20 protein-coding genes are annotated in these 20,610 nt (G+C 70.7%); 11 read left to right on the forward strand and 9 right to left on the reverse strand.

What is annotated here, in order from left to right; translation table 11 throughout:
- Nucleotides 1-98: 98 nt before the first annotated feature.
- From rpsM to MTQ12_RS09030, 6 genes are all read left to right on the forward strand, one after another.
- Nucleotides 99-467 carry a 30S ribosomal protein S13 gene (gene rpsM, locus MTQ12_RS09010; protein ID WP_137317957.1) on the forward strand — a complete coding sequence of 123 codons (369 nt, stop codon included), beginning with the start codon at nt 99-101 and terminating at the stop codon, nt 465-467.
- 35 nt (nt 468-502) lie between these two features.
- Nucleotides 503-910 carry a 30S ribosomal protein S11 gene (rpsK, locus tag MTQ12_RS09015; protein ID WP_137317956.1) on the forward strand — a complete coding sequence of 136 codons (408 nt, stop codon included), beginning with the start codon at nt 503-505 and terminating at the stop codon, nt 908-910.
- Nucleotides 911-1,057: 147 nt separating this feature from the next.
- On the forward strand, nt 1,058-2,056 hold the full coding sequence (locus MTQ12_RS09020; protein WP_137317955.1) for a DNA-directed RNA polymerase subunit alpha: 999 nt from the start codon (nt 1,058-1,060) through the stop codon (nt 2,054-2,056).
- Between the two features lie 20 nt (nt 2,057-2,076).
- Complete coding sequence (gene rplQ / locus MTQ12_RS09025; RefSeq protein ID WP_137317954.1) at nt 2,077-2,643, forward strand: 50S ribosomal protein L17; 567 nt, start codon at nt 2,077-2,079, stop codon at nt 2,641-2,643.
- 202 nt (nt 2,644-2,845) lie between these two features.
- Entirely contained in the window at nt 2,846-3,574 is a 729-nt protein-coding gene (locus tag MTQ12_RS15215; protein ID WP_348983863.1) for a penicillin acylase family protein, read from the forward strand.
- The gene (locus tag MTQ12_RS09030; protein WP_348983864.1) at nt 3,571-5,547 is read left to right on the forward strand and encodes a penicillin acylase family protein; all 1,977 of its coding nucleotides are present in this window, start codon (nt 3,571-3,573) and stop codon (nt 5,545-5,547) included. The genes MTQ12_RS15215 and MTQ12_RS09030 overlap by 4 nt, the downstream gene beginning before the upstream one ends.
- Before the next feature lie 51 nt (nt 5,548-5,598).
- Here MTQ12_RS09030 and MTQ12_RS09035 read toward each other — a convergent pair whose 3' ends face one another.
- From MTQ12_RS09035 to purU, 5 genes are all read right to left on the reverse strand, one after another.
- On the reverse strand, nt 5,599-6,681 hold the full coding sequence (locus MTQ12_RS09035) for a hypothetical protein (protein WP_247618328.1): 1,083 nt from the start codon (nt 6,679-6,681) through the stop codon (nt 5,599-5,601).
- On the reverse strand, nt 6,678-7,832 hold the full coding sequence (locus MTQ12_RS09040; RefSeq protein WP_137317952.1) for a hypothetical protein: 1,155 nt from the start codon (nt 7,830-7,832) through the stop codon (nt 6,678-6,680). The genes MTQ12_RS09035 and MTQ12_RS09040 overlap by 4 nt, the downstream gene beginning before the upstream one ends.
- Complete coding sequence (locus tag MTQ12_RS09045; RefSeq protein ID WP_247618329.1) at nt 7,829-8,374, reverse strand: hypothetical protein; 546 nt, start codon at nt 8,372-8,374, stop codon at nt 7,829-7,831. Before MTQ12_RS09045 ends, MTQ12_RS09040 begins: the two co-directional genes overlap by 4 nt.
- 1 nt (nt 8,375) lies before the next feature.
- The gene (locus MTQ12_RS09050; RefSeq protein ID WP_247618330.1) at nt 8,376-9,965 is read right to left on the reverse strand and encodes a phenylacetate--CoA ligase family protein; all 1,590 of its coding nucleotides are present in this window, start codon (nt 9,963-9,965) and stop codon (nt 8,376-8,378) included.
- 166 nt (nt 9,966-10,131) lie between these two features.
- On the reverse strand, nt 10,132-10,983 hold the full coding sequence (purU, locus tag MTQ12_RS09055; protein ID WP_247618331.1) for a formyltetrahydrofolate deformylase: 852 nt from the start codon (nt 10,981-10,983) through the stop codon (nt 10,132-10,134).
- A 163-nt stretch (nt 10,984-11,146) separates the two neighbouring features.
- Here purU and glyA point away from each other — a divergent pair, with 163 nt between their 5' ends.
- On the forward strand, nt 11,147-12,430 hold the full coding sequence (gene glyA, locus MTQ12_RS09060) for a serine hydroxymethyltransferase (protein WP_282599260.1): 1,284 nt from the start codon (nt 11,147-11,149) through the stop codon (nt 12,428-12,430).
- Nucleotides 12,430-13,317, forward strand: a complete 888-nt coding sequence (locus tag MTQ12_RS09065) for a bifunctional methylenetetrahydrofolate dehydrogenase/methenyltetrahydrofolate cyclohydrolase (protein ID WP_137317948.1) — start codon at nt 12,430-12,432, stop codon at nt 13,315-13,317. The genes glyA and MTQ12_RS09065 overlap by 1 nt, the downstream gene beginning before the upstream one ends.
- Before the next feature lie 104 nt (nt 13,318-13,421).
- Here the strand turns inward: MTQ12_RS09065 and MTQ12_RS09070 are convergent, their stop codons facing one another.
- The gene (locus tag MTQ12_RS09070) at nt 13,422-13,904 is read right to left on the reverse strand and encodes a GNAT family N-acetyltransferase (protein WP_137317947.1); all 483 of its coding nucleotides are present in this window, start codon (nt 13,902-13,904) and stop codon (nt 13,422-13,424) included.
- 93 nt (nt 13,905-13,997) lie between these two features.
- On the opposite strand from MTQ12_RS09070, the gene MTQ12_RS09075 reads away from it, so the two are divergent.
- On the forward strand, nt 13,998-14,816 hold the full coding sequence (locus MTQ12_RS09075) for an exodeoxyribonuclease III (RefSeq protein ID WP_247618332.1): 819 nt from the start codon (nt 13,998-14,000) through the stop codon (nt 14,814-14,816).
- A 97-nt stretch (nt 14,817-14,913) separates the two neighbouring features.
- On the opposite strand, the gene MTQ12_RS09080 is transcribed toward MTQ12_RS09075, so the two are convergent.
- From MTQ12_RS09080 to MTQ12_RS09090, 3 genes are all read right to left on the reverse strand, one after another.
- Entirely contained in the window at nt 14,914-15,975 is a 1,062-nt protein-coding gene (locus tag MTQ12_RS09080; protein WP_137317945.1) for a 2,3-butanediol dehydrogenase, read from the reverse strand.
- A 236-nt stretch (nt 15,976-16,211) separates the two neighbouring features.
- A complete protein-coding gene (locus MTQ12_RS09085) occupies nt 16,212-16,442 on the reverse strand; it encodes a YbdD/YjiX family protein (protein WP_247618333.1) in 231 nt (76 codons plus the stop codon).
- Nucleotides 16,439-18,676, reverse strand: coding sequence for a carbon starvation CstA family protein (locus tag MTQ12_RS09090; protein ID WP_247618334.1), 2,238 nt, complete (start codon nt 18,674-18,676; stop codon nt 16,439-16,441). The genes MTQ12_RS09085 and MTQ12_RS09090 overlap by 4 nt, the downstream gene beginning before the upstream one ends.
- 312 nt (nt 18,677-18,988) lie before the next feature.
- Here MTQ12_RS09090 and trpS point away from each other — a divergent pair, with 312 nt between their 5' ends.
- Both trpS and MTQ12_RS09100 read left to right on the forward strand, forming a co-directional pair.
- On the forward strand, nt 18,989-20,014 hold the full coding sequence (gene trpS / locus MTQ12_RS09095) for a tryptophan--tRNA ligase (protein WP_247618335.1): 1,026 nt from the start codon (nt 18,989-18,991) through the stop codon (nt 20,012-20,014).
- Nucleotides 19,992-20,594, forward strand: a complete 603-nt coding sequence (locus tag MTQ12_RS09100) for a 2'-5' RNA ligase family protein (protein WP_137317941.1) — start codon at nt 19,992-19,994, stop codon at nt 20,592-20,594. The genes trpS and MTQ12_RS09100 overlap by 23 nt, the downstream gene beginning before the upstream one ends.
- Nucleotides 20,595-20,610 lie beyond the last annotated feature (16 nt).

Raw genomic sequence — 20,610 nt, forward strand, 5'->3', positions numbered from 1 at the left:
GGACACAGGACGACACCCGCGGCTCGGAGGCCGCGGACCGGTGAGAGCACCGGACAGGTCTGAGCAAGCACCTCCGAACAACCCATGGAGTACACACAATGGCACGTCTTGCCGGAGTCGACCTCCCGCGTGAGAAGCGCGTGGAAGTCGCCCTGACATACATTTTCGGTGTGGGCCGCACTCGTGCGAGCCAGACCCTGACGGAGACCGGGATCAACCCGGACACCCGCGTGAAAGATCTGTCCGATGCCGAGCTCGTGCAGCTGCGCGACTACATCGAAGGCACATTCAAGGTAGAGGGCGACCTCCGTCGCGAGGTCGCCGCCGACATTCGCCGCAAGGTCGAGATCGGCAGCTACGAAGGCCTGCGCCACCGCCGGGGACTCCCCGTCCGCGGCCAGCGCACCAAGACCAATGCGCGCACCCGCAAGGGCCCCAAGCGCACGGTGGCCGGTAAGAAGAAGTAAGCCCTCCAGCCTTCGAATCAGGAGAATCCACACTTATGCCTCCCAAGACACGCGCAGCCTCCGCTGCCCGCAAGACCCGCCGCAAGGACAAGAAGAACGTCGTCAACGGCCAGGCCCACATCAAGTCGACGTTCAACAACACGATCGTGTCGATCACCGACCCGACCGGAGCCGTGATCTCATGGGCTTCCTCCGGTGAGGTCGGCTTCAAGGGCTCCCGCAAGTCCACCCCGTACGCTGCGCAGATGGCCGCGGAGTCCGCCGCCCGCCGCGCCCAGGAGCACGGCCTCAAGAAGGTCGACGTGTTCGTCAAGGGCCCGGGCTCCGGACGCGAGACCGCGATCCGCTCCCTCCAGGCCGCCGGCCTCGAGCTGGGCACCATCCAGGACGTCACCCCGACGCCGCACAACGGCTGCCGCCCGCCCAAGCGCCGGCGCGGCTGACCCGGACCGGCCGGACGATCCGGCGGACCCCACGGGTCCGCTGCGATCGGACGCCGGGCCACCCACCACCGCAAGCGTCACGAGTAGCGATACTCTCAAGTGCATTGCGAGCGTCATATAGCGGATGCTCGCCGAAAGGAAGCCCACGTGCTGATTGCACAGCGTCCCACGCTCACGGAAGAGGCTGTAGACACCTACCGGTCGCGGTTCGTCATCGAACCGCTCGAACCGGGCTTCGGCTACACCCTCGGCAACTCGCTGCGGCGAACCCTGCTGTCCTCCATTCCCGGTGCCGCCGTCACGAGCATCCGGGTCGATGGTGTGCTTCACGAGTTCACCACGGTCCCGGGCGTGAAGGAGGATGTCACCGAGTTCATCCTCAACCTCAAGTCCCTCGTAGTCTCCTCGGAGTTCGACGAGCCCGTCGTGGCCTACCTGCGCAAGCAGGGTCCCGGCGCCGTCACCGCCGAGGACATCTCCGCCCCCGCCGGAGTGGAGATCCACAACCCGGAACTGTTCATCGCCACCCTCAACGAGGACGGCCGCCTCGACATGGAGCTCACGATCGAGCGCGGTCGCGGCTACGTGTCCTCGGCGCAGAACAAGAACGCCGACGCCGAGATCGGCCGGATCCCGGTCGACTCGATCTACTCGCCGGTGCTCAAGGTCACCTACAAGGTCGAGGCCACCCGTGTCGAGCAGCGCACGGACTTCGACCGCCTCGTCGTCGACGTCGAGACGAAGCCCTCCATCACCCCGCGTGATGCCGTGGCCTCGGCCGGCAAGACCCTCGTCGAGCTGTTCGGGCTGGCCCGTGAGCTCAACGTCGAGGCCGAGGGCATCGACATCGGACCGTCGCCGGTCGATGCCGCCCTCGCCGCCGACCTCGCCCTGGCGATCGAGGATCTCGATCTCACCGTCCGCTCGTACAACTGCCTCAAGCGCGAGGGGATCCACACCGTGGGCGAGCTCGTCGGTCGCAGCGAGACCGACCTCATGGACATCCGCAACTTCGGTTCGAAGTCGATCGACGAGGTCAAGCAGAAGCTCAGCGAGCTCGGCCTGAGCCTCAAGGACAGCCCCGCCGGCTACGAGAGCCCGGTCGACGGCGAGGACGTGTCCTTCGTCGAGGACGAGCAGTTCTAAGAATTCCAAGGAGATAAATCATGCCTACGCCCACCAAGGGTCCCCGCCTCGGCGGCTCCCCGGCGCACGAGCGGATGCTGCTGAACAACATGGCGTCCCAGCTGTTCGAGCACAAGTCGATCACCACGACCGTGACGAAGGCCAAGCGCCTCCGTCCCGTCGCGGAGCGCCTCATCACCTTCGCCAAGCGCGGAGACCTGGCCGCACGCCGCCGCGTGCTCGGCCAGATCGCCGACAAGTCGATCGTGCACGAGCTGTTCACCTCGATCGCTCCGGCCGTGGCCGAGCGTCCGGGCGGCTACACCCGCATCACCAAGATCGGCCCCCGCAAGGGCGACAACGCCCCGATGGCCGTGATCGAGCTCGTCCTCGAGGCGTACTCGCCCAAGCAGGCGACCGTCAAGGAGGCCGAGGCGGCCACCGCCGCGGCCGCGCCCAAGGCCGAGGAGTCCCAGGACACCGGCTCGAAGGACGCGGAGTCGACCGAGGAGACTCCGGCGACCGAGCCGGACGTCACCACCGAGTCCGATTCCGAGGACGAGATGGCCGAGGCGGAGTCAGCCGAGGAGAAGTCCGAGGACAAGTGACCTGCTGATCCGCTCCCGCGGATCGACGATCGCCCCGACGGCGGTGCGTGCCGAGTGCACGCACCGCCGTCGTCGTCCTCCCCGGGGATCCGCGCTCCCGTGCGGCGGTGCGGCAGTCCGCGACGCTGTGGCGCGCCGCTGACCCGGGGCGGCATGGCGGATCCGGGATAGGCTCGGGGCAACCGAGGACAGGAGATCCCCGATGCCCCGCAGCCCCTCGCGCACCGACGTTCGCCCTGCTGCGCGCCGGCGCCGTGGACGCCTGCGGCGGATCCTCATGCTCGTCCTCGCCGCGCTGCTCGTCCTCGTCCTCGTGCTCAGCGGGGTCGCCGCCTGGTCGGTGGTGCGGGCCTTCCCGCAGACCGACGGCACCCTCGAGGTGCCGGGCCTCCAGGAGACGGTGACCGTGCAGCGCGATGCCCGCGGCGTCCCCACGATCACCGCCGCCCGCGCCGACGACCTGCTGTTCGCGCAGGGCTTCGTCCACGCCCAGGACCGCTTCTGGGAGATGGACTTCCGCCGGCACATGACGAGCGCCCGGCTCTCCGAGCTGTTCGGCGAGTCCCAGGTCCCCACCGACACCTTCCTCCGCACACTCGGCTGGCACCGCACCGCACAGGCCGAGGTCGCCGCACTGCCCGCCGAGGAGCGCGGGTACTACGAGGCCTACGCCGCCGGGGTCAACGCCTATCTCGAGGAGCGCTCCGGCGGCGGACTCGGTCTCGAGTACTCGGTGCTCGGGCTGCAGAACCGCGGGTCCTCCCCGGAACCGTGGACGCCGGCGGACTCCGTCGCCTGGCTCAAGGCGATGGCCTGGGACCTGCGGACGAACATCGAGGACGAGACCGCCCGCGCGCTGCTGGCCGGTGACCTCGATCCGGAGCGGATCGCCGATCTCTATCCCGGCACCCCTTCGACGAGCATCCGGTGATACTGGCCGAGGATCCCAGCGGCGCCGGGATCGGCGACGGCGAGGTGCCGCAGCCCGCCGGTGCTCCGGCGGAGCCTGCGCAGCGCGGCGGTGGAACCGCCGATCATCGGGAGCCGGGGAGCGCAGCGGCACACCCCGAGGCGGGCGCGCTGTTCGCCGCGGGCGGCCTGGCGGAGATCCTCGCCGAGGTCGACGCGCTCGTCGGCGGACAGGGCGAGGGCATCGGCTCGAACTCCTGGGTGGTGTCCGGTGAGCACACCGCGACCGAAAGCCCGCTGCTCGCCAACGATCCCCACCTCGGCGCCTCCCTGCCCTCGGTGTGGACGCAGATGCAGCTCCGCTGCTCCGAGGTCACGCCGGACTGCCCGTTCGACGTCGCGGGATTCTCCTTCTCGGGGCTGCCCGGGATCGTCATCGGCCACAACGCGCAGGTCGCCTGGGGGTTCACCAACCTCACCACCGATGTCGCGGACCTCTACGTCGAACGGGTCGACGCGGACGGCTACTGGCGCGACGGCGAGAAGGTCCCCTTCGAGACCCGGGAGGAGACCCTCCGGGTGGCCGGCGGCGAGGACGTCGAGATCACCGTGCGGACGACCGGGCACGGCCCGATCGTCTCCGGGCTCACCCCGGAGTTCACCGGGATCGCGGCCTCCCCGCCCACCGGAACCCATGCCGGGGCCGATGCCGGGGCCGGGCCTGGTGCCGGGGGCGGGGCCGGAACCTCTGCCGGGGAGAGCACGGACGCCGCGGACGACTGGTCCGGCGAGCACGCGCTCAGCCTGCGCTGGACCGCGCTCGAAGCCGGTACCACCGCGCAGGCGATCTTCGCCCTCAACCGGGCCCGGGACTTCTCCGACTTCCGGGCCGCGGCCGCGCTCTTCGACGTCCCGGCGCAGAACCTCGTCTACGCCGACGTCGACGGCAACATCGGCTACCAGGCACCCGGCCGGCTGCCGATCCGCGGCGCCGGGGACGGCTGGATGCCCCAACCGGGCTGGGACAGCGCCTACGACTGGCAGGGATTCATCCCGTTCTCCGAGCTGCCGGTGGAGTACAACCCGGACTCCGGGATCATCGTCACGGCGAACAACGCGATCGTCGACGACGCCTACCGGCACCCGCTCAGCCGCGACTGGGACTACGGGGACCGTGCCGCCCGGATCGTCGATCTCCTCGACGAGGCCGTCGCCGCCGGTCCCGTGACCGGCGCGGACCTCGCCGCGATCCAGCTCGACACCGTCTCCCCGGTGGCCGCACCCCTGCAGCGCGCCTACGCCGAGCTCACGGTGGACGACCCGGACGTCACCGAGGCCCTCGAGCTCCTCGCCGGCTGGGACGGACGCAACGACGCGGACTCCGCAGCCGCGGCCTATGCGAACGTCCTCTTCGACCGCGTGACCGCCGCGCTGCTCGCCACGCAGGGCACCGACATCCCCCGTGACGACCAATCGCGCATCGCACTGGTCCTCGACCAGCTGCTCGACGACCCGGGATCCCCGTGGTGGGCCGGGGACCGGGACGCCCTGCTGCGCACCGCGGCAGCCGAGGCGCACACGGAGCTCGTCGAGCTCCAGGGGGAGGACCCGGCCGGCTGGAGCTGGGGCGAGCTCCACGCCCTCACCCTCACCCACGGCTCCTTCGGGGAGAGCGGCATCGCCCCGATCGAGGCGCTGTTCAACCGCGGCCCCTATCCCGTGGGCGGCGGGTCCGGGGTGGTCAACGCGACCGGATCGGACCTCGACGCGGGCTTCGCGACGACCACCGTGCCCTCCCTGCGGATGGTCATCGACGTCGCGGACTGGGACGACTCGACCTGGCAGAACCTCACCGGAGCGAGCGGCCACGCCTTCCACCCGCACTACACCGACCAGGCCGAGCCCTGGGCCGCAGGTGTCCAGGACCGCTGGGCCTGGTCCACGGCCGCCGTCGACACCGCGACCGAGGACACGCTCACCCTGCGCCCGCGCTGATGCCGGGCAGGCACGGCAGGTGGCCGGGTGCGGGCATCGCGGACCGGCCGCTCAGACCGGCAGGCGTGGAGCCCGGGGGACGGGCGAGCTCGAGCGGCCGGCGGAGAACACCCCGCACGGCTCACCCTCCCGCCCGCGGCGTCCCAGGAAGGCGCGGAGCCCCTCCCGGGTGTCCGGGCAGTCCTTGAGCTCGGAGTGCGCGGCCACCCGCAGACCGTGCCGGCCCAGCACGAGCCACAGCCGCAGCAGGTCCCGGCCGCGCGCGATCCCCGTTATCGGATCCGTGCCGGAATCCTCGGCGCGGCCCCACACGACCAGGCGCGCCGGCGGGCGGCCGATCCCGGGCAGCACGGCCCGGACGGCAGAGCTCGCCGCCGTCGCGGCGGGCAGGGTCTTCACGGTGTCCGCCGTGCAGAGCACCCGGCGGGCGAGCGGCTGCACCCGGGCGAGCGCTCGGGCGACGACCGGGGCCGCCCGAGCACCGAGCACCGGGGCGAGCATCCGGGTGCCGGCGGGCAGCCGCAGGCAGTCGGCGGTGAGGCCGTCGCGCTGGTAGGCGGGGTCGCGCGGGTCGAGGCGCAGCCAGCCGAGCGTCTCCGCCGCCATCGCCGGAGTGGAGAGCACATGGGTGGCCGACTGCGCCTGCAGGTGGGAGAACAGCGGTTCGGGCAGCTGGCTGAGCGCGAGGTCCGAGCACCCCGGCAGCGCGGCGAACTCCGCGACCGCGGCATCGAGCGCGCGGTCATCGGGGAGGAGCCGGCCGCGGTCCACCTGCCGGGCGCGGAGTTCGCGCACGGTGAATCCGGTGAGCGCAGGAGCGGACGTGCGGGTGAACCGGAAGTCGAGGACGAGGTCCGGCCCGACCCCGGACACCGGGCCGGTCTGCAGGGACCACCCGGACTCCGCAGCCGCGATCGTGAGCGCCTCGACCCAGCAGCCGAGCGAGAGGTGGAGGTCCTCGTGCCGGGGATCGGCCTCGGGCAGGGTGCGCGCGGGGTCGACGGTGAGCCGCACCCCGGATCCGGTGGGAACGGGCCGCCACGGCTGGGTGTTGTGGGCCGAGGGCGCGCACCCGGCGACGGCGATCCAGCGCTCGCGCAGCGCGGGAGCGGGCTGGGGGCGGGGTGCACTCATCGCAGATCCCGGACGTAGGTGGTGAGCCCGTGGAGCGGCCGGCCGCCGGCCCGGTCGAACACCGCGGCCGACCCCGGGTTGTCCCGTCCGATCGAGGTCACCCGGAGGCGCCGGTACCCGCCGGCGATGAGGTTCGCGTACACCTGCCGGAGGACGAGGGTGAGCAGCCCGGAACCGGAGTGGTCGGGGTCGGTGCCCTGGATGAGGAGGATCGCGTCGCGGCCCCGGGTGCGGTGGGACGTGAGGAGCTCCGCGACCGCCCGCGGGCCGAGCCTGCCGTCGTGCCGCTGGAGGATCGCGGTGGGGTCGGGGACCACGAGTGCGAAGCACCTCGGGGGAGCGGCGGGAGGGTCGTCGAGACCGTCGGCGGTGACGATGAGTGCCGGGTCCATGAGGGCTTCGAGGCCGGCGGTCTGCCCGGCCATCTGCGCCGGCCCGATCTCCGTGTAGTACGGCAGGGCGGCGAACGCCCGGTTGAGGGTGGGCCGCAGGCGGCGCACGAACCGGCGGGTGCCCACGCGGGAGGGGTGGCGCAGACGCACCCCGGCGGCGGCCGCCTCGGCAGCGGTGGGCGCGGTGGCGCGGGCGGCCGGGACGCCGCCGAGGTCGACGATCCAGGAATCGGCCTGAGCCCAGCGGGTGAAGCCGTGCGCCTCGTAGGCCGCGGGCACGTGTGCCGGGTTCCACGGCGAGTCGAAGAACCCGCGCTCGGCGAAGCCCGCGGTGACGACCCCGCCGGTGGTGTTCGGCAGCGGCGACACCGGACCGAACAGGTGGGTGCAGCCGGTGTTACGGGCCCGCGCGCCGAGCGCCTCGAAGAGCTCTGCGGCGGCGTGCTCGTCGGCGAACTCGGTGGCCCCGAAGCACAGGGCGCGGACCGTGGGCGCGAGCGCCTGCGGCCCGGTCGACAGGCGTGCGTCGAGCGCGGCGCAGCGGTGGGCGGTGGTGCGGCCGGTGACGGTGCCGCCGGTGCGGGCCAGCAGCAGCTCGATCGGCGCCGGGAACCACGTGCGGCCGGTGTGCCAGGACCGGATCTCCGAGCGCAGCAGCGGCACCCGCAGTCCGGACGTGCCCTCGTCCCGGCCCAAGCGGGCCGGCAGCTCGAGGAACGCCGCGAGGTCCGCGCGGGTGCGGACGGGGGAGACGGTCACGAGCGGACCGGGCGGTCTGCTGCAGAGGTGCCGGCTGGCGCGGTGCCGGCGGGTGCAGTGACGGCGGTACCCGGACCGGCCGCGGAGGTCCCGGGCCCACCGGTGGTGGGTGCGTCCGCGGACTCGCCGGTGACCGGGGAGAACCGGTCGATGAGGCCCAGGCGGCCGTCCTCGGCGCGGAACTCGCCGTTCGTGTAGCCCCACTCCTCGGCGTCGAGGATCCGGATGAAGCCGCCGCGTGCCGGTGAGGACCCGTCCCCGCCGACCAGCCAGTGCATGATCGTGTGGTGCTCCGGGGTGCGGGCGAAGCGCAGGAGGTCGTCGCGGGTGGCGAAGGCGACGAGGAGGCCGATCCGGTCGGGGAACTCGTAGTAGCTGCGGTGCCACAGGTACCCCGGTGCGTGCTTGAGCGCGCGGGCGAGCTTCGGCCAGCGGCGGATCTGGCCGAGCATCGCGAGCGGGCTGCGGTAGCGGTTGCAGCCGAGGAAGAACGATCCGGCCCGCGCCTGCGGGGGTGCTGCGGAGAAGTCGTTCGAGCGCATGTCAGGCCTCCAGGTAGACGTTCTTGATCGTCGTCGTCGGGCGGGCGAACGGGCCGGCGCCGTGGTCGTGGACGCGCACCCGCAGGTCGGCGGCGCTCGGGTCCTCCTCGAGGGATTCGGCGAAGTCCCGGGACACCGCGGTGAGGTGGGCGACGACCCCGGCCCGCACCGTGTCGGCGAGCTCGCCGCGGGCGGCGTCGTCGAGGTCGGCCGCGGGCTCCGTGGCGGGGTCGCGCAGCTGCAGGTGGAGGGTGGGGCGCTGCTCGAGCTCCCCGACGTCGTCGAGGCTGATCCGGAAGCCCTCGATGAGATGGGCGCGCGGGTTGTCGGTGTAGATCCCGTTCTCCACATCGAGCGGGTAGATGTTGGCTCCCATGTAGGAGATCGTCGAGTCCGAGCGGCCGAACAGGAGGACGAACGGCAGCTTCATCCGCTGCCGGGCGAACGCCTCCGAGCACGCCGCGGCGAGCTCCGGGCGGGTGCGGGTGAGCTCGACCATGGTGGGGAAGTCGATGAGCCGGGCCTCGTCGCCGATGTTGTAGCGCAGGCGCGGACTCATCACCGCCGCGGAGTTGATGGTGACGACGAGATCGCCGTCATCGGTGGTCTCGAGGTAGGTCTCGAGCGGGTTGTACTGGAACACCATCGGGGTGCGCGCCTCGTCCTCCCCGAGCACCTCGGCCCGGAACCCCGGGTCCTCGGCCAGCGCCCGGCGGATGACGACGGACAGGTCGGACTCCCCGGCCATCCCGATCGTGAGGTCGGAGGCGCCGTAGCCGGAGTACACCCGGGCGAAGCGCTGCTCGAGGTGGTCGCGCAGGCCCTCCGTCATCGCCTCCCCGCCGACGAAGCCGTTGAGGGTGTAGGCGTCCCACACCTCGGGCTCGGCGGCCATCCGGTCGACGACGTGCTTGAGGAAGGGCGGGTAGGCGCTGATGAGGTAGGTGAAGCCGGGGCCGAAGTGCCGCAGGGTGTCGAGGATCTTGTCGAGGTCCGGCCCGGTGTTCTTCACCATCGCCACCTTCGCCATCGCCTGCCCGGTGTTCGTGCCGGTCGCCCAGGCGCCCATCGAGAAGGCGTTGATGCAGAACAGGTTCTCGCTGCCGAACAGCATGGTGACGTAGCCGGCCACATTCTTGTGGACGGTGTCGAGCTCCTTCTTCGAGCGCATCCAGTTGAACGGCGTGCCCGAGGATCCGGAGGACTCGTCGACGACGGTGCCGGCGATCTCGATCTCCCCGTTCCAGCAGCGCGCGGCCTCCGGGTAGGTGCGGACGTAGTCGTCCTTCGAGGTCGGGGTGTAGCGCTCGAGGTCCCACCAGGCGAAGGAGTACCCGGAGCGGGCGAGGTGGTCCTGGTAGGCCGGCACGTCGAGGCTCGCGTGCTGGCAGATCATCCAGGCGTTGAGCTTCGCGAACCGCTCGAGCGCCGGGTGGTAGTGGCGGGCGGTGAGGCGCCACACCGCCGGGTGCACGCGGTAGGCCCCGTAGACCGTGGTGAGGCCGGCGTTGGCGAGCCGCAGCAGCGCCTGCCGGGCGAGGTTGACGGGGCGGCGCGGGATCGGGAGCGTCCGGAGAGGTGTCTGTGCCATGCACCCACGCTAGACCGCCGGTCGCGCCCGGCGGAAGCGTGCGAAGGCCGATGTTCCGGATCCGGTACAGCGGTGGCGGATCCGGGCAGGAGCGGGGCCGCCGGGCGAGTGCCGGGCCCGAGGTGCGGCCGGCGCCGGGGTGGCCGGCGGGTGACGGACCCGCCGGTCAGCGGAAGACGACGGTCCGGTTGCCGTCGAGGATGACCCGGCCCTGCGCGTGCCAGCGCACCGCGCGGGCGAGCACGGACGCCTCGACCTCCTGCCCCTGCTCGACGAAGTCCGCCACCGGCTGGGCGTGGGTCACCCGGGCGACGTCCTGCTCGATGATCGGGCCCTCGTCGAGGTCGCTCGTGACGTAGTGCGCGGTCGCGCCGATGATCTTCACGCCGCGGGCGTGGGCCTGGTGGTAGGGGCGGGCGCCCTTGAAGCTCGGGAGGAAGGAGTGGTGGATGTTGATCACCCGGCCGCGCATCCGCTCGCACACCGCCGGGGACAGGATCTGCATGTAGCGGGCGAGCACGACGAGCTCGACGTCGAGCTCCTCGACGAGCCGCAGCAGCTGCGCCTCGGCGTCGTCCTTGGTCTCCGGGGTGACCGGGATGTGGTGGAAGGGCACTCCGTGGAACTCCGCCAGCGCTGCGAGGTCGGGATGGTTGCCGACGACGCCGACGATGTCCGTCGGCAGCGCCCCGATGCCCTGTTGGAAGAGGAGGGTGTTGAGGCAATGGCCGGCCTTCGAGACCATGACGAGGGTGCGCTGCCGGCGTGAGGCCGGGTGGAGCTCGATCGACATGCCGAGGCGCCGCACGACCGGGGCGAGGGCCTCGCGGATGACCTCCTCGGGAGCACCCGTGCGGAACTGGAGGCGGAGGAAGAACACCTCGGTGTCCTGGGAGCCGAACTGCTGGGACTCGGTGATCGTGGCGTCGACGTCGACGAGCACGCCGGTCACCGCGTGCACGATGCCGCCGCGATCGGGGCACGAGATCGACAGCACCCATTCCTGGTCGGTGAGCATGCCTCCCATGGTAGGGGCGGGCGCCTCGGCTCCGGGAGCCGGTCCGGCAGGCGGACCGGGTGCGGGGCCGGCTGCGGGCTCGTGGCGGCGACCGGGGTGTGGACTAGGATTGGGCCCGTGCGGTCGGTCGGCCGCAGCTGCACCGTCGCAAGGAGTCACAGGAATGAATGAAGCACCCGATTCGATGACCGCCTCGCTCGGCGCAGTCGACCCGGAGATCGCCGCGGTCCTCGACCAGGAGCTCGCCCGCCAGCGCGACTCCCTGGAGATGATCGCCTCGGAGAACTTCGTCCCGCGCGCCGTGCTGCAGGCCTCGGGCTCGGTGCTGACGAACAAGTACGCCGAGGGCTACCCGGGTCGCCGCTACTACGGCGGCTGCGAGGCCGTGGACATCGCGGAGAACCTCGCGATCGAGCGGGCCAAGGCGCTGTTCGGCGCCGAGTACGCCAACGTCCAGCCCCATTCGGGCGCCTCCGCCAACGCCGCCGTCATGCACGCCTTCGCCCGGGCCGGCGACAAGCTCCTCGGCCTCGACCTCGCCCACGGCGGCCACCTCACCCACGGGATGAAGATCAACTTCTCCGGCCGCCTCTACGACATCGCCTCCTACGAGGTCGACCCCGACACCTACCGCATCGACATGGACGTCGTGCGGCAGCGGGCGTTCGAGCACCGGCCCAAGGTCATCGTCGCCGGCTGGTCGGCCTACCCGCGGCAGCTCGACTTCGAGGCCTTCCGCTCGATCGCCGACGAGGTCGGGGCGGCCCTGTGGGTCGACATGGCGCACTTCGCCGGTCTCGTCGCCGCCGGACTCCACCCGAACCCGGTGCCGCTCGCCGACGTCGTGTCCTCCACCGTCCACAAGACGATCGGCGGCCCGCGCTCGGGCTTCATCCTCAGCCGCGACCCGGAGCACGCGAAGAAGCTCAACTCCGCGGTGTTCCCCGGCCAGCAGGGCGGCCCGCTCATGCACGCGATCGCGGCCAAGGCCGTGGCCTTCAAGCTCGCCGGGACCGAGGAGTTCGTCCAGCGTCAGGAGCGCACCCTCGAGGGAGCACGCATCCTCGCCGAGCGGCTGCTCGCCTCCGACGTCGCCGAATCCGGTGCGACGGTGCTGTCCGGCGGCACCGACGTCCACCTCGTGCTCGTCGACCTGCGGAACTCGCAGCTCGACGGGAAGCAGGCCGAGGACCTCCTCCACGAGGTCGGCATCACGGTGAACCGCAATTCCGTGCCCTTCGACCCGCGGCCCCCGATGGTCACCTCGGGCCTGCGGATCGGCACCCCGGCGCTCGCCACCCGCGGTTTCGGGGCCGCGGAGTTCACCGAGGTCGCCGACATCATCGCCGAGGCGCTCAAGCCCGGCCCCGATGTCGAGGCGCTGCGGGGACGGGTCGCGAAGCTCGCCGCCGACTTCCCGCTCTACGAGGGTCTGGAGCAGTACTGATGAGCGCGCAGATCCTCGACGGGAAGGCCGCCGCGGCGGCGATCAAGGACGAGCTGCGGGAGCGCGTCGCGAAGCTCCGGGAGTCCGGTGTCGTGCCCGGCCTCGGGACCGTGCTCGTGGGCGAGGACCCCGGCTCGCAGTCCTACGTGGCCGGCAAGCACCGCGACTGCGAGCAGATCGGCATCCGCTCGATCCGGAAGGACCTGCCGGAATCGATCAGCGCCGAGGAGCTCGACGCGGTCATCGACGAGCTCAACGCCGACCCGGAGTGCACCGCCTACATCGTGCAGCTGCCGCTGCCGGACCACATCGACACCGATGCCGTGCTCGAGCGGGTCGACCCGGACAAGGACGCCGACGGCCTCCATCCGATGAACCTCGGGCGGCTCGTGCTCAACGCCAACCGGCCGATCGCCTCGCCGCTGCCGTGCACCCCGCGCGGGGTCATCGAGCTCATGGAGCGCAACGGGATCGAACTCGCCGGGAAGCACGTCGTGGTCGTCGGCCGCGGCGTCACGGTGGGCCGGTCCATCGGATCGCTGCTCACCCGGCGGGAGCACAACGCGACGGTGACCCTGACCCACACCGGCACCCGGAACCTCGACGAGGTGCTGCGCACCGCCGACGTCATCGTCGCCGCCGCGGGGTCCGCCGGGCTCGTCACGCCCGAGGCGGTCGCCCCCGGTGCGATCGTGCTCGACGTCGGGGTGTCGCGGGTGGAGGATCCGGAGACCGGCAGGAGCCGGATCGTCGGCGACGTCGATCCCGGGGTGGCCGAGGTCGCCGCCTGGCTCTCCCCGAACCCCGGGGGAGTGGGCCCGATGACCCGGGCGCTGCTCCTGCGCAACGTCGTCGAGATCGCCGAACGGCAGGCCGGGCCGGCCTGAGAGACGCGGACGACGACAGCGGGCCCGGAACTCCCCTGGAGTTCCGGGCCCGCTGCGATCCGAAGCGATGCCGGCGTGCACGGTCGGCCGCGCACGCTCCCGCGTCAGAGCTTCATGTGGAAGAGCACGCGCGCCACACCGGGGCCGGCGTAGTCGCTCACGAGCTCGGCCTCGAAGCCGAGCGAGGAGTGGAAGGAGATCGCGTCGCTGTTCTCCGGCACCGTCGTCGCCTCGACCTCGTCCTCGCCGAGCCGGCGGGCGCGGTCGATGAAGGCGGTGTAGAGACGCCGGCCGATCCCGCGGTGGCGGAAGTCGTCGTGCGCGGCGACGAGGTGGATGTAGGACGGGCCGTCCTTGGGGAAGCAGCCCAGCAGGTACCCCACGATCTCGTTGCGGAAGCGGGCGACGAGACCCCCGGATGCCATCTGGCGGAACCAGTACGGGTCGTGCTCCTCGCTGAGATCCTTGTCGCCCCAGAAGTGCGAGGACTGCTCGGCGAGGAAATCGCGGAGCTCCATGGCATCGACCTCGTCGAGCGGATGGATGGTGAGCTGGTCCAGGTCGAATGTCGACGGCGTGTCGGTCATGGCGTCCTCCTTCGGAAGCAGTGCTGTGGACACAGTCTACGTGCTGCGGCCGACGGAGAGCAGTCGTCTCACGGAGCGTGCGAGGATTGCCCCATGATCCGAATCGCTGCAGTCAACGTCAATGGTGTGCGCGCCGCCTGGCGCAAGGGGATGAGCCCGTGGCTCGAGAGCGCGGGTGCGGAGATCGTCACGCTCCAGGAGGTCCGCGCCCCGAACGAGATCGCCGAGGGCGTGCTCGACGGGTGCGGGTACGCGGTGTACAGCGCCGACGCCGAGGCGAAGGGCCGGGCCGGCGTCGCCGTCCTGTCGCGGACTCCGGCGGAGGCCGTGCGGGTGGGGATCGGAGAGGAGTACTTCGCGCGGTCCGGGCGGTGGATCGAGACCGACCACCGACTGGCCGACGGCAGCACGCTGACCGTCGTGTCCGCCTACGTCCACTCCGGGGAGGCGGGCACCCCCAAGCAGGACGACAAGTACCGGTTCCTTGACCGGATGCTCGTCCGGCTGCCCGAGCTCCGGGCCGCCGCCGACCACGTGCTCGTCACCGGCGACCTCAACGTCGGCCACACCGAGCTCGACATCAAGAACTGGAAGGCGAACCGCAAGAAAGCCGGATTCTTGCCGGAGGAGCGGGCCTACTTCGATCGGTTCTTCGGGGAGCTCGGCTACGTCGACGTCCACCGGCGGCTGTCCGGCGAGGTGCCCGGGCCCTACACCTGGTGGTCGATGCGCGGCAAGGCCTTCGACACGGACGCCGGCTGGCGGATCGACTACCAGATGGCGACGCCTGAGCTCGCCGCCGCCGCGCGGGCCGCCCGGGTCGACCGGGCCGCGACCTGGGGCGAGCGGTGGAGCGACCATGCCCCGCTCGTCATCGACTACGACCTGCCGGGCCTCGCCGCCGGGGAGTGACCCGGGCACGGCCGGACGCGACGAGGGCCGCCGAGGTGATGATCACCTCGGCGGCCCCGTGCGCGGTGCACCGGCCGGGTGACCGTCGCCGGCGGGATCAGGCGTTCGGATCGACGAGGATCTTGACGTGCTCCTCGTTGTTGTTGATGAGCTGGTCGAACCCCTCGTCCACGAGTCCGTCGAGCCCGATCCGTCCGGTGATGAACGGGGCGAGATCGATCCGCCCCTCCTGCACGAGACGGATGGTCGCAGGGTGATCGTTCGCGTAGCCGATCGTGCCGCGCAGGTCGATCTCCTTGAGCACGAGCGTCGGCATGTCGACCTCGGGCTTTCTGCCCCAGATCGAGACGTTGACGATGACGCCGTTCGGGCGCACTGCGTCCATGAGGGTGTCGAGGACCACCGGCACCGAGCTGCACTCGAAGCCCACGTCGGCGCCCTGGCCGTCGGTGAGCTCACGGACGCGCTCGGCGACGTCGACCTCGCGCGGGTCGAACACCTCGTCGGCCACCCCGGTCTCCCGGGCCTTCGCCTTGCGGGCCTCGCTGAGCTCCGAGATGTAGACGGTGAGCCCCTCGGCCTTGAGCACGGCCGCGGTGAGCAGGCCGATCGGGCCCGCCCCGCCGACGAGCGCGACATCACCGGATCCCGCTCCGCTGCGCACGAAGGCGTGGTGGCCCACGGACAGCGGTTCGATGAGAGCGGCCTGATCGAGCGGGATGTCGCCGATCGGGTGGACCCAGCGGCGCTCGACGACGATCTTCTCCGACAGCCCGCCTCCGCGGCCGCCGAGGCCGATGAAGTTCATGTCGGGGGAGAGGTGGTAGGAGCGGCCGGGGCCGACCTCGACGTCGTCGCGGATGATGTAGGGCTCGACGACGACGTTCTGCCCGACCTCGAGGTCGGTGACGCCCTCGCCGAGCGCGGTGACGGTGCCGGAGAACTCGTGGCCCATGGTCACCGGGGCCTCCTCGCCGGAGATCGGGTGCGGTGAACCCTTCGGCGGGATGAAGATCGGACCCTCGAGGTACTCGTGCAGATCGGTGCCGCAGATGCCGCACCAGGCGACATCGATGGCGACTGCTCCGGGTTTCAGCTCCGGCTCGGGGATCTCCTCGATCCGGATGTCCTTACGGTCGTAGTAGCGGGCAGCTCTCATAGTGATTCTCCCATCGGAAAGCGTGCGGCGCGGTCCGCGCCGCACTTCTTACGGTAGTGGAGGCAACCCGGGGTGCGGGAGATCGGGGTGCGGGAGATCGAGATCGCAGAGGATCGCGGATCCGCTCTCAGGAACCTTCGGAAATCGAGTTCTGGGGCCGGGACGCGACGAGGGCCGCCGAGGTGATGATCACCTCGGCGGCCCTCGTGCTGAGCGGACTGCTCAGAGCCTGCGGCTCAGCAGCACCGGACCTTGGGGTTGCGGTCCTGCTCGTCGGTCAGATCGCGCCAGAACTCGCGCTCTCCCATGGCTCCCTCGCGGGTGCCGTGCCGGCGCTCGAACGACTCGAGGTAGTGGAGGTAGGCGTTCTCCCCCATGACCTCCTTGAGGTACCAGTGGACGGCCCGGAACGGCGCGGCGATCCGGGCGAGGACCGGGTTCGCAGTGCCTGTGGTGCTCGTGCTCATGAGTGCTCCCGTTGACCGACGGCGGAGGGCTCCAGCTTATCCCACTGCGCCCGGACCTCCTTCTCCGCCTTGGTCGCGATGAGACCGGCCGGCGCGAACCTGCGGGTCGGCTGGTAGGGCTCCTCCGTCGTCGGCAGCGGCTCGCGCGCGGTGATCGACTTGAAGGCCGCCCACAGCGCCATGACCACGACCATGAGCACGACGACGGCGAAGATGATCGACAGCGTACCCTGGATGAAGGTGTTGCGGACGACGGCGTTCATCGCCTCGACCCCCTCGGTGGTGCCCAGCGAGGTCTCGCCGGCGGCCACCGCATCGCGGTAGGCGACGTGCTGCGCCCAGTAGCCGAGCTTCGGATCCGAGGAGAAGATCTTCTGCCACGACGCGGTCATCGTCACCGCGAGGTCCCAGACGAGCGGAATGCCGGGGATCCATGCGTACTTCGCGTACCCCGACTTGCAGACGAGGGCGAACACCACCGCCAGTGCGATCGCCGCCAGCAGCTGGTTGGAGATGCCGAACAGCGGGAACAGCGTGTTGATGCCGCCCAGCGGATCCGTCACGCCCATGAGGAGGATCGACCCCCAGGCGCCGACCATGACGATGGTGGTGATCCAAGCGCCGACGTTCCACGAGGGATCGCGGAACTTCGGGATGAAATTGCCGAGCGCGTCGCCGAGCATGAAGCGGGCCACGCGGGTGCCGGCGTCGATCGTGGTGAGGATGAAGAGTGCTTCGAACATCACCGCGAAGTGGTACCAGAACGACATCCAGGCCGGCCCGCCGAACACGTTGTGGAGGATGTGCGCCATGCCCATCGCGAGCGTCGGAGCACCGCCGGTGCGCGAGACGATCGACTCCTCGCCGACGTCCTGAGCGGTCTGCTCGAGGAACTCGGCCGAGGTCTGGACGCCGGACATGCCGAGCGAGTTGTTGATGAAGTCGGCAGCCCCCTGCGGGGTGCCGCCGGTGAGCGGCTCCGCGGCGTTCATCGCGAAGTAGATGCCCTTGTCGAGGCAGACCGCGGCGACGAGCGCCATGATCGCGACGAAGGACTCCATGAGCATGCCGCCGTAGCCGATGAGGCGGGCCTGGCTCTCCTTCTCGATGAGCTTCGGGGTGGTGCCCGAGGAGATCAGCGCGTGGAACCCGGAGAGGGCGCCGCAGGCGATGGTGATGAAGAGGAACGGGAACAGGGCGCCGGCGAAGGCCGGTCCCGAGGTGTTCGAGGCGAACTCGGTGATCGCCGGCATCTGTACGGTCGGGTTGACCACGAGGATGCCGACGGCGAGCAGCACGATGGTGCCGATCTTCATGAAGGTCGAGAGGTAGTCGCGCGGGGCGAGCAGCACCCACACGGGCAGGACCGCGGCGAAGAAGCCGTAGATCATCAGGCACCAGGCGAGCGTGGTCTTGTCGAGGTGGAACACCTCGGCCCAGACCGGGTTGTTGTGCACCCAGCCGCCGGCGATGATCGCGAGCACGAGCAGGGCGACGCCGATGACCGAGGTCTCGATGACCCGGCCGGGGCGCAGGTAGCGCATGTAGACGCCCATGAACACGGCGATCGGGATGGTCATCGCGATCGAGAACACGCCCCAGGGGGACTCGGCGAGGGCGTTGATGATGACGACGCCGAGCACCGCGATGAGGATCGTCATGATGAGCAGGATGCCGACCGAGGCGATGAAGCCGCCGACCCGGCCGAGCTCGTCGCGGGCCATCTGGCCGAGCGAGCGGCCGTTCCGGCGCATCGAGAAGTAGAGGACCATGTAGTCCTGCACGCCGCCGGCGATGATGACGCCGAAGATGATCCATAGCGTGCCGGGCAGGTAGCCCATCTGGGCGGCGAGGATCGGGCCGACGAGCGGACCGGCGCCGGAGATCGCGGCGAAGTGGTGGCCGAAGAGCACGCGGCGGTCGGTCGGGGTGAAGTCGCGGCCATTGTCCTTGAGCTCGGCCGGGGTGGCGCGGCTCGGGTCGGGGCGGCAGATCTTCCACTCGATGAACTTGGCGTAGAACCGGAAGGCGATGAGGTAGCTGCCGACGGCGGCGGCCACGAACCAGCTCGCGCTGAGGTTCTCGCCCCGGACGAAGGCGACCATGACCCAGCCGATCGCGGCGATGAGGGCGATGGCGACCCAGATGACGATCTTCGTCGGGGTCCAGCGCGGCCTCTCGACGACCGCCACGGGCGGCAGGGTCTCATCGGTCTTGACGTACTCAACCGACATGCGTGCTCCTTAACGGGAAATGATGTGTGCGGAACGATGCGCGGCGACCGCGGTCTGCACTGACCTGCGGGTGCTGCGGTTCTGCGGTGCGGGCGTGGTGCGGCCTGCACGCTCTTGGGGAGCCTGGCAGTTCGCACAACTGTGTCTGTGCGGTCGCTGACAGACACTCCAGGGTGCACCCGCCCCGCACCGTTTGTCCAACCGAGCCGGTCGGGAAACCGAGAATGACGTCCGAATCGTTATCGAACAGCGCCCAGGGAGGCGGCGTAGGGGGTCGGGCCGAGTCCGCGCCCGGGCGAGCGCAGTGGCACAATGGGCACCATGACGCAGACCTCCGAATCGCAGCACCGTCCCCGTTCCCTCTCCGGGATCCAGGCCACCTCGGACTCCCTCCACCTGGGCAACTACATCGGGGCGCTGCAGCAGTTCGTCGAGCAGCAGGAGACGCACGACGCGTTCTTCTTCATCGCCAACATGCATGCGATCACCGTCGAGCAGGACCCCGTCGAGCTGCGGGAGCGCACCCTGCGCACCGCCGCGCAGTTCATCGCCTCCGGGCTCGACCCGGAGAAGTCGACGATCTTCATCCAGTCCCACGTCCCGCAGACCACTCAACTGGGCTGGGTGCTCGAGTGCACCGCCTCGCTCGGCGAGGCGCAGCGGATGACCCAGTTCAAGGACAAGGCCGCGAAGAACGAGCACATCTCCCTCGGACTCCTCACCTACCCCGCGCTCATGGCCGCCGACATCCTGCTCTACCAGGCCGACGTCGTGCCGGTGGGGGAGGACCAGCGGCAGCACCTCGAGCTCACCCGCAACCTCGCCGGGCGCTTCAACCAGCGCTACGGGCAGACCTTCACCGTGCCGGAGCCCGGGATCCTCAAGCAGACGGCGAAGATCTACGACCTCCAGGACCCGGGGGCCAAGATGTCGAAGTCAGCGGCGAACCCGGCCGGGCGGATCGACGTCCTCGACGAGCCGAAGGCGCTGACGAAGAAGTTCAAGTCCGCCGTGACCGACAACGACACCGTCATCGCCTACGACCCGGAGACCAAGCCCGGCGTCTCCAACCTCCTCACCATCTACTCCTCCTTCTCCGGGGAGCCGATCGAGTCGATCGTCGCGCAGTTCGAGGGGAAGATGTACGGCCACCTCAAGGTCGCACTCGCCGAGCTCGCCGTCGAATCGCTGACCCCGGTGCGCGAGCGCACGCACGAGCTGCTCGACGACCCGGCCGAGCTCGAGCGGATCCTCCACGCCGGCGCGGACCGCGCCGAGGCGATCGCCCGTCGAACCATCGAGGACGTGTACGCCCGTGTCGGATTCCTCTCCCGCTGAGACCGTCGGCCCCCGCTGGGGCGCGCCCCCGGACGCCCCGGCGATGCCGGCTCCCGATGCGGACGGAATGGTCGCCCTCGGCATCACCCTCGACGTCCCGGACCCCTATGCCACCGAGCTGCGCACGGCGCGGCTGGGGTACGGGGACGAGCGGGCGGCGACCGTGCCCACCCACATCACCGTGATCCCGCCGATGGAGATCCCCGGTGATTCCTGGCCGGTGGTGCGCGCCCACATCCGCGCCGTCGCCAACGACACCTCGCCGTTCGTCATCGAGCTGCGCGGCTCCGGCACATTCATGCCGACCTCGCCGGTGGTGTTCATCTCCGTGGCCCGCGGCATCTCCGAGTGCCAGACCCTGTCGAGCCGGCTGCGCCACGGCGTGCTCAACCAGCACCTCGCCTTCCCCTACCACCCGCACGTCACGATCGCCCAGGACGTGTGCGAGGAGGAGCTCGAGCGCGCCTACCGCGAGTACGCCGGATTCGAGGCCCGATTCATGGCGCACGGCTTCGGGGTGTACTTCCACGATGCGTCCGGGCAGTGGCGGCTGTTCGACAAGGTGCCTTTCGGTCCGTGAGCGCGGTCCCCGAGTT

The sequence above is a fragment of the Brevibacterium sp. R8603A2 genome, from assembly GCF_023072605.1.
Lineage (GTDB): Bacteria > Actinomycetota > Actinomycetes > Actinomycetales > Brevibacteriaceae > Brevibacterium > Brevibacterium pityocampae.

Excerpts from the sequence above, each read along its gene's own strand:
- rpsM (WP_137317957.1), top strand. The coding sequence starts at position 99 with ATGGCACGTCTTGCCGGAGTCGACCTCCCGCGTGAGAAGCGCGTGGAA.
- rpsK (WP_137317956.1), top strand. The coding sequence starts at position 503 with ATGCCTCCCAAGACACGCGCAGCCTCCGCTGCCCGCAAGACCCGCCGC.
- rplQ (WP_137317954.1), top strand. The coding sequence starts at position 2,077 with ATGCCTACGCCCACCAAGGGTCCCCGCCTCGGCGGCTCCCCGGCGCAC.
- MTQ12_RS15215 (WP_348983863.1), top strand. The coding sequence starts at position 2,846 with ATGCCCCGCAGCCCCTCGCGCACCGACGTTCGCCCTGCTGCGCGCCGG.
- MTQ12_RS09035 (WP_247618328.1), bottom strand. The coding sequence starts at position 6,681 with ATGAGTGCACCCCGCCCCCAGCCCGCTCCCGCGCTGCGCGAGCGCTGG.
- MTQ12_RS09045 (WP_247618329.1), bottom strand. The coding sequence starts at position 8,374 with ATGCGCTCGAACGACTTCTCCGCAGCACCCCCGCAGGCGCGGGCCGGA.
- MTQ12_RS09050 (WP_247618330.1), bottom strand. The coding sequence starts at position 9,965 with ATGGCACAGACACCTCTCCGGACGCTCCCGATCCCGCGCCGCCCCGTC.
- purU (WP_247618331.1), bottom strand. The coding sequence starts at position 10,983 with ATGCTCACCGACCAGGAATGGGTGCTGTCGATCTCGTGCCCCGATCGC.
- glyA (WP_282599260.1), top strand. The coding sequence starts at position 11,147 with ATGAATGAAGCACCCGATTCGATGACCGCCTCGCTCGGCGCAGTCGAC.
- MTQ12_RS09065 (WP_137317948.1), top strand. The coding sequence starts at position 12,430 with ATGAGCGCGCAGATCCTCGACGGGAAGGCCGCCGCGGCGGCGATCAAG.
- MTQ12_RS09070 (WP_137317947.1), bottom strand. The coding sequence starts at position 13,904 with ATGACCGACACGCCGTCGACATTCGACCTGGACCAGCTCACCATCCAT.
- MTQ12_RS09075 (WP_247618332.1), top strand. The coding sequence starts at position 13,998 with ATGATCCGAATCGCTGCAGTCAACGTCAATGGTGTGCGCGCCGCCTGG.
- MTQ12_RS09080 (WP_137317945.1), bottom strand. The coding sequence starts at position 15,975 with ATGAGAGCTGCCCGCTACTACGACCGTAAGGACATCCGGATCGAGGAG.
- MTQ12_RS09085 (WP_247618333.1), bottom strand. The coding sequence starts at position 16,442 with ATGAGCACGAGCACCACAGGCACTGCGAACCCGGTCCTCGCCCGGATC.
- MTQ12_RS09090 (WP_247618334.1), bottom strand. The coding sequence starts at position 18,676 with ATGTCGGTTGAGTACGTCAAGACCGATGAGACCCTGCCGCCCGTGGCG.
- trpS (WP_247618335.1), top strand. The coding sequence starts at position 18,989 with ATGGGCACCATGACGCAGACCTCCGAATCGCAGCACCGTCCCCGTTCC.